This window comes from Collinsella sp. CLA-AP-H1, from assembly GCF_040092945.1.
Taxonomy (GTDB): domain Bacteria; phylum Actinomycetota; class Coriobacteriia; order Coriobacteriales; family Coriobacteriaceae; genus Collinsella.
This window is the reverse complement of the sequence record NZ_JBBNKO010000002.1, coordinates 126,993-139,134: the sequence shown is the minus strand read 5'-3', so window position 1 is coordinate 139,134 and position 12,142 is coordinate 126,993. Positions and strand designations below refer to the sequence as shown.

The following is a 12,142-nucleotide window of genomic DNA, read 5'->3' as shown; positions in this document are numbered from 1 at the left end:
GTTGCTGACTTATCTATCGTACCAGCAACCGCACGGTACCCGACCGCACGCACTCCCCTGCCTACGTATCGACCCACAAAAAAGTTGCGGTGGAATACGGAGTAGATAAGGCCTTTGACAGCCAAGACAGTCCGTATTTCACCGCAACTGATGGGCGGGGTGGAATTGAGGGCTCAGATAGTCAGTCATGCCCTCATCCGCCGCTCCTTCACCTACAGCACGCCGTCCAGCATAAGGTTCACCTTGAGCACGTTGACCGTGGGCTCGCCGAACACGCCGAGGAAACGACCCTTGGTGCACGCGGCGATGATGTCGTGCACCTCGTCCTCACTTTTGCCCGTGGCTTTGGCAAGGCGCGGGACCTGGTACTCGGCGGCATCCGGAGAGATCTCCGGGTCGAGGCCGGACCCCGAACACGTCACCAGGTCGACGGGCACAGCGTCCATATCGGCATCGGGATTGGCGGCGCGAATCTTCTTCACGCGCGCATCTATCAGCTGCCGATACTCCTCACTCGCCGGGGACAGGTTGGACGGGGCACCATACGCCATGAGTTCGCCGTCTTCGCCTTCGACAATTGACACGTTCTGGATACGACCCCACATGTGGGCTTCATCATCGAAGTTCTGGCCGATGAGCTCGGAACCCACAACCTTGCCGTCGACCGTAATGAGTGAACCGTTCGCCTGGTACGGAAACGCAAGCTGCGCGACGCCGGTCACCACGAGCGTGTATCCCAGGCCGCAGACGATGGTAAACAGCGCGAACACGCCAAGTGCGCGCGATGCGATACCTTTGAACATACAAACCTCCGTCTACATCATGCCAATGCCGAACAAGGCCAGCAGCATGTCGATAATCTTGATGAATACGAACGGCGCCACGATACCGCCCAGACCCCACACCAGCAGGTTGTGGGTCAGCAGCTGGCCGGACGAAAGCTCGCGGTACTTCACGCCTTTCAGGGCGGCAGGAATCAGCGCGACGATGACCAGCGCGTTGTAGATAATGGCGGACAGCACGGCAGTCAACGGGCTGGTGAGCCCCAGGATGTTGAGGGCGTCCAACCCGGGGTAGATCGGCGAGAATAGCGCCGGGATAATGGCGAAATACTTGGCGACGTCGTTGGCGACCGAGAAGGTCGTGAGCGAGCCGCGGGTCATGAGCAGTTGCTTGCCGATACGCACGATATCGATGAGCTTGGTGGGGCTGGAGTCGAGGTCGACCATGTTGCCGGCCTCCTTGGCAGCCTGGGTTCCCGTGTTCATGGCCACGGCGACATCCGCCTGCGCCAGCGCCGGCGCGTCGTTGGTGCCGTCGCCGGTCATCGCGACCAGATGGCCCTCATGCTGGAACGCGCGGATCTTCTCGAGCTTGCCCTCGGGGGTGGCCTCGGCCAGGAAGTCGTCCACGCCCGCCTCGGCTGCGATGGCGGCGGCCGTCAGCGGATTATCACCCGTCACCATGATGGTCTTGATACCCATGCGGCGCAGGTCGGCGAACTTCTCCTTCACGCCGGACTTGATGATGTCCTTAAGGTAGACGACGCCCAGCACACGTCGGTCCTTTGCCACGACCAACGGGGTGCCGCCCACCTTCGCAATGCGTTCGACGGCCTCGTCGCACTCCTTCGAAAACACTCCTCCGGCAGCCTCCACATAAGCGCGAACGGAATCGGCCGCACCCTTGCGAATCTCGCTGTCGGCGTAGTTCACACCGGACATGCGGGTCGCCGCGGTGAAGGGGATGAACTCCATGCCCTTATCCTCGAGTGTGCGGCCGCGCAGCCCAAACTGCTCCTTGGCGAGCACGACGATGGAGCGGCCCTCGGGGGTCTCATCCGCCAGAGAGGACAGCTGCGCAGCATCGGCGAGTTCTGCCGGATCGACACCGTCGACCGGAATGAACTCAGCGGCCTGGCGGTTGCCCAAGGTGATGGTACCGGTCTTATCGAGCATGAGGATGTCGACGTCGCCGGCGGCCTCGATGGCGCGGCCGGACATGGCCAGCACGTTGGCCTCGTTCAGTCGGCTCATGCCGGCGATGCCAATGGCGGACAGCAGCGCACCAATGGTGGTGGGCGCCAGACAGACGAGCAAGGCAACGAGCGTGGTCACAGCGGTGGGATTCGCCATACCGTTGAGTCCTGCAGAGAAACTCGAGTAGCAATACAGTGCGATCGTCACGAGGATGAAGATGACGGACAGAGCAACCAGAAAGATCTCGAGCGCGACCTCGTTGGGGGTCTTCTTGCGGGCGGCGCCCTCGACCATGGCGATCATCTTATCCAGGAAGCTCTGGCCAGGCTCGCTGGTAATTTTCACCACAATCCAATCGGAAAGCACGGTAGTGCCGCCAGTGACGGCAGAACGGTCGCCGCCAGCCTCACGAACCACGGGTGCAGACTCGCCGGTGATGGCCGACTCATCAACCGAGGCGGCACCCTCGATGACATCGCCGTCTCCCGGAATCTGCTCGCCGGCGCGCACGACCACCAGATCCCCGCGTGAGAGCTCGGTACCGGGAACGACCGTGAAACGGTCCTTATCCTCGACGGACTCGATGCGATGGGCCTCGACGTCCTTTTTCGCCGCGCGCAGGGAATCTGCCTGCGCCTTACCGCGGCCCTCGGCAAGCGCCTCGGCAAAATTTGAAAAGAGGTCGGTCAGCCAGAGAATGACGGCAATGGCGATCACATAGTACGTGGGGACGTCGGCGTCCTGTACCCCAATAATTGAGGCGATAGCCAGAATGGAGGTCATGGCGGCCGACAGCCACACCAGGAACATGACCGGGTTTTGGACCTGGACACGAGGGTCAAGCTTGGCAAATGAATCGCGCACCGCGCGGCTCATCATGTCTTTTTGCATAGCCATAAATCTGCGACTCCTTTACGCAACCATCTGGAAGAATTCGGCAACGGGACCAAGCGCCAACGCCGGGAAGAAGCTCAGGGCGCCAATCAGCAGAACGACGAATACCAGCAGGAACACGAACATGGCATTGGTGGTGGAAAGCGTGCCGGCGCCCTCGGCGACCTTGCCCTTCCCGGCCAGCGAGCCCGCGATGGCGAGCGTGCCCGCAATCGGCAGGAACCGCGCGAACAGCATCTCGATACCCAGCAGCACGTTGATCCACGGGATGTTGCAGTTCATGCCGGCGAATGAGGAGCCGTTGTTGCCGCCAGCCGAAGTAAGGGTGTACAGGACCTCGGAGAAGCCATGCGCCCCGCCGTTGTTGAGTTGGTCGACAAGACCGGGCACCATGCAGGCGATAGTGGAGCTCACCAGAATGGCGAACGGGGTGGCGAGACACAGAACCACCGCCCAGCGCATCTCGGTCGGCTCGATCTTCTTGCCCAGGAACTCGGGCGTGCGGCCGACCATAAGGCCGGCGATAAATACCGTGAGGATGGCGAAGCCGATCATGCCGTACAGGCCGCAGCCCACGCCGCCGAACACCACCTCGCCCAGCGCTATCTGGAGCATCTGGACAAACCCGCCGAGCGGGGTGTAGGAGTCGTGCATGGAGTTGACCGAGCCGTTGGAAGCAGCCGTCGTGAAAGCGGACCAGGTAGAAGAGGAGGCGATGCCAAAGCGGCTCTCCTTGCCCTCCATGTTGCCGCCCGCCTGGCCATCGGTCATCTCGATGTTGACCGCGCCGCCATCTGCCAGCTGCGGCGTACCCATATGCTCGTTAACGACGATGATGCCGGTAAAGACCACGAGCAGGATAAACATCGCCGCGAAGATGGCCTTGCCCTGCCTGGCATTCTTGACACCGATGCCGAAGGTGAAGCAGCAGGCGACCGGAATCAGCAGCAAGCTGGTCATCTCGATGATGTTGGTGAAGGCATTGGGGTTCTCATACGGATGCGCAGAGTTCGCGCCAAAGAAGCCGCCGCCGTTGGTGCCGGATTGTTTGATGGCAACCTGGCTGGCCGCAGGACCCTGGGGCAAAAACTGCTCGGTGACCACGCGGGCGCCCTCGACGACCTTGCCGTCGACCTTGACCGTGTCGCCCTCAATCTGGGCGCCGTCGATGACGCTCCAACCGCCGTCTGCATTAGGCTGGACAGCAACGGGCTCTACGAGCTCAGCCTTCTGAGCCGGCTGAAAATTGGAGATAACGCCACCGGCAGCCAGGCAGATGCCGAACACGAGGTTCAGCGGGATGAGCACATACAGGACGGTGCGGGTGAGGTCGACCCAGAAGGAACCCAGACCCTGCTCCTTGACCTGACGGAAACCGCGGATGAGCGCGAACATGACCGCAATACCGGTGCCGGCGGACAAGAAGTTTTGCACGGTGAGGCCCATGAACTGCACAAAGTAGGACAGGGTGGTCTCACCGGAATAGGATTGCCAGTTGGTGTTGGTTATGAAGGAAGCAGCCGTATTGAACGACAGGTCCCATGACACACCCGGCAGGTGCTGGGGATTGCCTGGCAAGAAAGACTGAAGCACCTGGAGTGCCACAAGAGCCACGAGGCCGATCCCCGAAAAGACCAGCACGCTCGCCAGATAGCGCCTACACCCCATCTGCTCTGCCGCGTCGATGCGAAGCAGACGATAGACGCCACGCTCCACAGGAGCAATCACAGGCGACAGGAACGTATGCTCACCATCCATGATATGGGCCATGAACCGACCGAGCGGAACGGCCAAGACGACGAGCACGGCAAAGTACAAGATGTACTGAATCGCAGCATCCATAGTTTACGAATCACTCCTCATCAGAATGTAGATGTAATAGATAAAGAGTCCAATGCAGACGACTCCGATGATGGGACTGAGGATGTCCATTTACCGCCCCTTTCACGCACGGTCCGATGTCTCGGACGCCTGCTCTCGCAAGCGTCTGGGGACAGTAAACGCTTCTAGGGATTAAAGAGGCGTGAGGGCCGGGGCCCACGTCCTTAAGATGCCGTAAAGATGCAGGTAGAAAGCACTATTGCGGCTGCAGTGCGCCTATACTCGACCTCGCGAGCATACAGTGGCGTCCTCACCGCGTATGCACGCATGGACAACGCTTCAGAAAGGCTACGCTATGCAGCGCGACGCATCGGACACTCGCGTCAATCCAGACCTCATCCTCAAGGCAATTGAGAAAGACGAGGTCGCCGATGACGCTCGAACCAGCCGGGGACACCTCAAGATTTTCTTTGGCTACGCTGCCGGCGCAGGCAAAACCTATGCGATGCTTCAAGCCGCCCACGCCGCCAAGCGGCGAGGTGTTGACGTCGTCGCGGGGTACATTGAGCCGCACGAACGTCCGGCAACTGCCCATCTTGCACAAGGGCTTGAGAAAGTGCCCTGTAAACTCATCGAGCACAACGGCATTGCGCTCAGCGAGTTCGATCTAGATGCGGCTATCGAACGCGCCCCTCAGCTCATCCTTGTCGACGAGCTCGCCCATACGAATGCGCCGGGGTCTCGCCACGACAAACGCTATCGAGACGTCGAGGAACTTCTACATGCGGGCATCGACGTCTATACGACCGTGAACGTTCAGCATATCGAGAGCCTAAACGACATGGTTGCATCCATCACCGGCGTTGTCGTGAGCGAACGAATCCCCGACCGTATCTTCGATGATGCCGACCAGGTCGAGCTCGTCGACATAGAGCCCGAAGACCTACTTGAGCGCCTTCGCGCCGGCCTCGTCTACCGTCCCGCGCAAGCCGCCCGAGCGCAACAGCATTTTTTTACCGTCGAGAACCTCACCGCACTCCGAGAAATCGCGCTGCGCCGCTGCGCCGATCGCACCGGCCACCTCACAGACGCCGCACGCGTGCTGGGAAACCGTGACTACTACACCAGGGAGCGTATCTTAGTCTGTGTCTCCCCGGCGCCGACCAATCCCCGCATCGTCCGTGCCGCCGCGCGCATGGCGAAAGCGTTTCGCAGCGAGCTCGTCGCCCTGTTCGTAGAGAGCCCGCACACGCAAGCCATGAGCGATAATGAGCGTACCAAGCTTGCAGCCAATATCGCCCTAGCCGAGCAGCTCGGAGCACATATGGAAACCGTCTATGGCGACGACATCGCGTTTCAGATCTCCGAGTTCGCGCGCCTGTCGGGTATTTCGAAGATCGTCATGGGGCGCACGGGCGAGCGCAGCAGCGTCCGTCAGGCCCTCTTCGGCCGCAAATCTCTCGTAGAACAGCTCATAACATTCGCCCCGAACCTCGACATTTACATCATTCCAGACCAGTCGACTCCGCCCTCCCGGCCCAAAGGACGCCGCCGTACGCTCGCCCTGCAGCCGCCCAACAGCCGAAACGTGCTTCGCACGCTGGCCCTCTCTCTTGTCGCCACGGCGATCGGCACGGCTTTCCGCCATCTGGGATTTGCCGATTCCAGCATCATATCCCTCTATATCCTCACGGCCCTGCTGACCGCCGTCACCACGACGGGGCGTATCTGCACGATCGTATCGAGCGTGCTCTCTGTAGTGCTTTACAACTTCTGCTTCGTCACGCCTCTGTTTTCGCTCGCCAGCTACGACCGAAGCTATCTGGTCACGTTCGGCATCATGTTCGCTACCGCTATGGTCGCCGGCGAGTTAACTGCGCGCATCGCCGACAACGCCCGTACCTCCGCCGAGAACGCATTCAAAACGCGCGTACTCCTCGAAACGAACCAGCTCTTGCAGCAAGCCCATAGCGCGGAGGAGTGCGCCCGCGTCGCCATGAACCAACTCATCAAACTGCTAAAACTCGACGTGGTCTTCTACACCGCCGAACACGGCACGCTCGGCAAAGCGCTCTATGAGTCCGCTGGCACCGAAAACCGATCCGCGTCGCTGCTCACCGACTACGAGCGCGCCGTTGCAACCTGGACCTACACCAACAACAAGCGCGCGGGCGCAAGCACGCGGACCCTGCCTGAGGCACACTGTCTCTACCTCGCGGTTCGCACCGGCGACAAGGTATTCGGTGTCATCGGCATCGCCCTGGAGGGGCGCGAGATCGAAGCCTTCGAGCATTCGATCGTCCTATCTATCGTAGGTGAATGCGCCTTGGCGCTCGAAAGCGACCGGGCGGCGCAAGAGCGCGAAGAGGCTGCGGTCTTGGCGAAAAACGAGCAGCTGCGCGCCAACCTTTTGCGCTCCATCGGCCACGATTTGAGGACACCCCTCACGGCTATATCCGGATCTGCGGCAATCCTTCGGAAGAGCGACGAGAAGCTCAGCCTCGAACAACGCTGCGATCTTGCCGATGCCATCTACGACGACTCCCTCTGGCTTATCGATACCGTGGAAAACCTCCTCGCCATCACACGCGTCGAGGACGGCACCATTCGCCTCAACTTAACATCCGAGCTCATCGACGAGGTCATCGAGGCCGCCCTCAGCCATGTCGCCCAAGCATCGCATGGACGTGCCGTCACCATCGAGCACACTGACGACATCCTGCTGGTACGCATCGACGTCCATCTCATCATGCAGGTGCTTACGAATCTCATCATGAACGCCTTCAAATACACGCCCGAGGACTCGACTGTCACCATCAGCGCACGTCGCGAGGGTGAGTTCATCGTGGTGGACGTCGCAGACGATGGGCCGGGTGTAGCAGACTGCGACAAGCCTCATATCTTTGAGCGCTTCTTCACCTCAAGCAATACGCGGCCCGTGGATTCGCGTCGAAGCATCGGCCTTGGGCTGTCGCTCTGCCGCTCCATCGTGGAGGCGCATGGCGGCGCCATCGAAGTTCGCGACAACCACCCCCATGGGGCCGTCTTCCGTTTTACCCTGCCTGCCGAGGAGATCGAGATTCATGAATAATGCCGCTAAGCCACGCGTCCTCTTGGTCGAAGATGACCTGACCGTTCAAAACCTCGTTTCGACCGCGCTTGACCTTCACGGCTATGTCGTGAGCAAGGTTTGCAACGGCCAGGCCGCCATCATGGATGCGGTGTCGCACGGCCCCAGCCTCATCATGCTCGACCTCGGCCTTCCCGACATTGACGGTATCGAGGTCATCACGAAGATCCGAAGTTGGTCGGCAGTCCCCATTATCGTCATTTCGGCGCGCACCGAAGATTCCGACAAGATTGCAGCACTTGACGCAGGGGCAGACGACTACCTCACCAAGCCCTTTTCTGTGGATGAGTTGCTCGCGCGCGTCCGTGCGAATTTGAGGCGCTCCTCGATGGCGTCGAGCGAGTCGACAGAAGCGAGCACGTTCGACAACGGTCCGCTGCATATCGACTACGCCGCGGGATACGCGACGAAAGACGGACGCGAGCTCTCGCTCACCCCAACCGAGTACAAATTGCTCGTCCTTCTGGCGAAAAACGTCGACAAGGTGCTCACCCACACCTTCATCACCCGCGAGATATGGGGCACGAGCTGGGACAGCGATCTGGCGAGCCTGCGCGTGTTCATGCGCACCCTGCGCAAGAAGATCGAGGCAGACCCCTCTCACCCCAAGATGATTCAGACGCACATGGGTGTCGGGTACCGCATGCAGCGTCTCTAGCCCGCCCAACAAAAAGTTGCGGTGGAATACGGAGTAGATAAGGCCTTTGACAGCCAAAACAGTCCGTATTTCACCGCAACTAATGGATGGGATGGGTTAGAGGCCCAGGTAGCTGGTCATGCCTTCGACGGCGAGCTTGGCGCCTGCCACGGCATGAACCACGGTGAGCGGGCCGTTAACCACGTCACCGGCGGCAAAGACACCGGACACGGTGGTCATGCCGTTCTCATCGACCGAAAGAAGGCCGCGATGGTCGGTCTCCAAGCCACCCGTCGTAAGCACAAGCTTGTCCTTGGGCACCTGCGAAGCCGCAATCACAACTGTGTCGGCAGACGCATGGTCGAGCTCTTCCTCGTAGCCCACCACGTTATTCTTCTCGTCGAAGATAGCCGTCTCGAACACCGGACCGTTATCGTCGATGGCGCAGATCGCCTTGCCGCACACAATCTCGGCACCGTCAAGCTCGGTCAGCTCCACCTCGTCATCGATGGCCGAGATATGGCGCGAACGGGCATACACGGTGACCTTGCGAGCGCCCGAGCGCAGGGCCGTACGGGCAACGTCCATGGCCACATTGCCGGCGCCGATAACCGCCACGTTCTGCCCGATTGCCACGCTCGCGGGATCGACCAGGTAATCGATACCAAAAAGCACGTTGCCGCGCGACTCGCCGGGAATGCCCAGTTTGCGGGCACGCCAGGTACCGGTACCGACAAAGACCGCGTCGTAGCCGTCACGTAGCAGGTCATCGATGTGCAGTGCGCCGCCGATGGTAGTCGAGGGGCGCACACGCACGCCAAGCGAGCACATCACGTGGCGATACTTTTGCACGAGCGCACGGGGCAGGCGGAACTCGGGGATACCGTACTCCAGTACACCGCCGATCTCGGGACGCTGTTCAAATACCGTGACGGCACAGCCCAGCTGGGCCATTTTAATGGCCACGGTAATACCGGCGGGACCGGAACCGACCACAGCAACCTGTTTGCCGCACGACGGCGCGGGCGTCCACTCCTTACGATCCAAATACGCTGTCGAGATATAGTTCTCGATGCTCGAGAAATGCACAGGTGTGCCCTTGCGGCCCTGGATGCAAGCACCCTCGCACTGGCCCGAATGGTTGCACACCATGGAGCAGGCCGCGCTCATGGGATTGTTCAGGAACAGCAGCTCGCCCGCCTCTTCTAGACGACGCCGCTTGAACAGGTCGATGACCTGCGGAATAGGCGTCTGAACCGGGCAGCCCTTAATCTGACAGAACGCCCTTTTACAACCTAGGCAACGATTCGCCTCTTCGACAATGTGGATAGCCACGCAACTCCCCTTTTTAATGCAATCCAATGGGGCGACGATAAAGACCCTTCACCGCCGCCCCCATACAGGTAATCTCAATCTGCCGACACGGCAAAAGCCAATGCTATAACTCGCGATGCGAAGCCCCGCAGCGAGCGGACATGTGCTCGAGTGTCGCCAGGCAGTCAGCCGCCGTCGCCGGCACGCTGTTCTCGACCACGCAGGGAATCCCAGGGCAGGCGGCAGCCGCCCAGGCCACCACAGGCTCAAAGTCATATCGTCCCGTCTCGCCCACGCCATGACACACCAGGCGCGAACCCGTACCGTCGCACCATCCGGCTCCGTCCTCGTTATCAACGATCTCAAAATCCTTGGCGTGCAGCACGCGGATCTTACTGCCGCATAAGTAGAGCATGCGCGCGGTGATTTCCTGCGCTTCGTCAACGACACTGGGGTGCAGCAGCGATACCGGGTCGTAGATCACGCCGAGCGACGGGCTCGAGACGCGCTCCAGCACCTCACGGCAGCGATCCGGAGTATTAACCGTCTCGTTCCAACCGGGCTCGATCAAAATTTGCCCGCCCACGGCCTCGGCCCGATCGCAGACGCGTGCAAGCCCGTCTGTAAACGCTTCGAGTGCCCCATCGGTCATGCGGTCGTCAGCAACGCGGTTCTGCGCATTGGGGCGACCGGTCTCGGTGCCAACCGGGCATCCGCCGAGCATCTGGGCAAAGTTCAGGCATGCCTCGTACTCGGCAATGTTATCCATGAGCTGTTGGCGATCGGGCGTCGCCAAATTCTTATAGCAGCCGAGCACGGCGACCGAAACGCCCGCCTCGTCGAGCACCGCACGCAAATGGTCGGCAAGCTCGCGGGTCAGGCCGCCTCGATCGATCCCCATCGATGCGTAGAGCACCTTGCTCGGCAGCTGAATGCACGAAAAGCCCAGCTCTCCCGCCATGCGGATGCGTTCCTCGACGGTCCCCTGCGGAAGGTCGTGCAAACGCACACCCGGAGTAATAGCCCCCACGTTATTCACATCCCTTATGAGCGTTGATGCCCGGGGTGTATCCGCCAAACGGGTCCTCGATAGAGCACACGCCCGAGGGAGCAAGCGGGTCATGCCTGCCGGCCAGTTTGTCGTGATGCATGGTCTCGATATAGGCAAGCACCAGCGGCGCCACGCCCTTCGCATCGTTTTTGACGATAGGCTCGCTCATGTAGTAACCAAACGTGCCCTCGCGGTGCGCGGTGTTTCCCAAGCCCGCGACCAGGCAGATGTTGTCGAGCGCCAGCTGCCCATCATGCTCGGACAGGCAGGTCTCGCAGATGCCGTCGAAGGCGCGACGGCCGTACTGGTAGTAACGCTCGCCCAGCACGCCTAGACGCACGCCCTTCATGATGGCATTGGCAAAAATCGCGCTACCAGACTCCTCCAGGTAGTTGGGGGCGATATTGGGCAGGTTGATGACCTGATGCCACATGCCGGTCTTCTCGTCCTGATACGGCAGCATGGCATCGATCAGGTCGTGGAACATCTTGCGAATCTCGTCCTTCTCAGCCGACATCGAAGGCGGCATAAGCTCCCAGGTGTCGATGAGCGCCATGGCAAACCAGCCCTCGGCGCGCAGCCAGAAGTTAGCCGAAAGGCCGGTGACCGGGTCGCACCAGAACTGTTTGCGGCTCGCGTCGTAAGCGTGATAGTACAGACCGTTGAGGGGGTTGCGCATCAGGTCATGCACAACCTGGAACATATGGAAGCTGTCCGAGCAGGCACGACGGTTGTGGAAGCTCAGCTCATACTGCATGTAGAACGGCTGCGCCATATACATGCCGTCGAGCCAGATCTGGTTGGGGTAGACGGCCTTGTGCCAAAACACGCCCTCTTTGGTACGCGGCTGGGTTTCGAGCTGACGATAGATGGTATCCATGGCGGCGCGATACTTGGGCTTGCCCACCAGGTCATAGAGCTTGTAGAGGGTCTTGCCCGCATTGACGTTATCGAGGTTGTACTCCTGCGGGTTGTAATGCTTGATGGTACCGTCGTCCTGGACAAAGAAATCGATGTAGTCATCGGCAAAGGTCAGGTAGCGCTGCTCACCCGTGATCTCGTACAGCTCGATGAGCGCCTTGATCATGCAGCCGTCGATATAGTTCCAGGTGTTCTCCTTGCCGGCGCGAATCTTTTCGATATTCCAAGCCGGCGCCTGCGGCGTAGAGGTTTCGATCAACTGCTCGATATAACGGTCCAGGATTTGATTGCAACCCATTGCTGTCCCCTCTGACATAAACGATAGGTGAACGTTACCCCTAGTGTAACGCGAACGGGGAATATAGGGTGAACGTTAACCCTATATTCCCCGCAAA

Annotated in this window: 8 protein-coding genes; 2 read left to right on the top strand and 6 right to left on the bottom strand. The window is 60.3% G+C overall.

All coding sequences use genetic code 11. From position 1 onward, the window contains the following. Positions 1 to 212: 212 nt before the first annotated feature. From kdpC to kdpA, 3 genes are read right to left on the bottom strand one after another with little or no spacing between them, the layout of a single operon-like run. Positions 213 to 803, bottom strand: coding sequence for a potassium-transporting ATPase subunit KdpC (gene kdpC, locus AAAV44_RS02000; protein WP_195621788.1), 591 nt, complete (start codon positions 801 to 803; stop codon positions 213 to 215). Positions 804 to 815: 12 nt separating this feature from the next. Then, entirely contained in the window at positions 816 to 2,876 is a 2,061-nt protein-coding gene (gene kdpB, locus AAAV44_RS01995) for a potassium-transporting ATPase subunit KdpB (protein WP_349114303.1), read from the bottom strand. 15 nt (positions 2,877 to 2,891) lie between these two features. After that, the gene (gene kdpA, locus AAAV44_RS01990) at positions 2,892 to 4,715 is read right to left on the bottom strand and encodes a potassium-transporting ATPase subunit KdpA (protein ID WP_349114301.1); all 1,824 of its coding nucleotides are present in this window, start codon (positions 4,713 to 4,715) and stop codon (positions 2,892 to 2,894) included. Between the two features lie 334 nt (positions 4,716 to 5,049). On the opposite strand from kdpA, the gene AAAV44_RS01985 reads away from it, so the two are divergent. Further along, the gene (locus AAAV44_RS01985) at positions 5,050 to 7,785 is read left to right on the top strand and encodes a sensor histidine kinase KdpD (RefSeq protein ID WP_349114299.1); all 2,736 of its coding nucleotides are present in this window, start codon (positions 5,050 to 5,052) and stop codon (positions 7,783 to 7,785) included. Beyond that, positions 7,778 to 8,482, top strand: a complete 705-nt coding sequence (locus AAAV44_RS01980) for a response regulator transcription factor (RefSeq protein WP_195239597.1) — start codon at positions 7,778 to 7,780, stop codon at positions 8,480 to 8,482. The genes AAAV44_RS01985 and AAAV44_RS01980 overlap by 8 nt, the downstream gene beginning before the upstream one ends. A gap of 96 nt (positions 8,483 to 8,578) precedes the next feature. Here the strand turns inward: AAAV44_RS01980 and AAAV44_RS01975 are convergent, their stop codons facing one another. The 3 genes from AAAV44_RS01975 to AAAV44_RS01965 all read right to left on the bottom strand — a co-directional run bounded on the left by AAAV44_RS01975 (position 8,579) and on the right by AAAV44_RS01965 (position 12,045). After that, positions 8,579 to 9,796: an FAD-dependent oxidoreductase gene (locus AAAV44_RS01975; RefSeq protein WP_349114297.1), complete on the bottom strand. Its 1,218-nt coding sequence runs from the start codon at positions 9,794 to 9,796 to the stop codon at positions 8,579 to 8,581. Between the two features lie 103 nt (positions 9,797 to 9,899). Next, positions 9,900 to 10,805: a sugar phosphate isomerase/epimerase family protein gene (locus AAAV44_RS01970; protein WP_349091147.1), complete on the bottom strand. Its 906-nt coding sequence runs from the start codon at positions 10,803 to 10,805 to the stop codon at positions 9,900 to 9,902. Position 10,806: 1 nt separating this feature from the next. Beyond that, complete coding sequence (locus tag AAAV44_RS01965; protein ID WP_115596161.1) at positions 10,807 to 12,045, bottom strand: glycoside hydrolase family 88 protein; 1,239 nt, start codon at positions 12,043 to 12,045, stop codon at positions 10,807 to 10,809. Positions 12,046 to 12,142 lie beyond the last annotated feature (97 nt).

What these genes read in the sequence shown, in the direction of transcription:
- kdpC (WP_195621788.1), bottom strand. Translation starts at nt 803, where the DNA reads ATGTTCAAAGGTATCGCATCGCGCGCACTTGGCGTGTTCGCGCTGTTT.
- kdpB (WP_349114303.1), bottom strand. Translation starts at nt 2,876, where the DNA reads ATGGCTATGCAAAAAGACATGATGAGCCGCGCGGTGCGCGATTCATTT.
- kdpA (WP_349114301.1), bottom strand. Translation starts at nt 4,715, where the DNA reads ATGGATGCTGCGATTCAGTACATCTTGTACTTTGCCGTGCTCGTCGTC.
- AAAV44_RS01985 (WP_349114299.1), top strand. Translation starts at nt 5,050, where the DNA reads ATGCAGCGCGACGCATCGGACACTCGCGTCAATCCAGACCTCATCCTC.
- AAAV44_RS01980 (WP_195239597.1), top strand. Translation starts at nt 7,778, where the DNA reads ATGAATAATGCCGCTAAGCCACGCGTCCTCTTGGTCGAAGATGACCTG.
- AAAV44_RS01965 (WP_115596161.1), bottom strand. Translation starts at nt 12,045, where the DNA reads ATGGGTTGCAATCAAATCCTGGACCGTTATATCGAGCAGTTGATCGAA.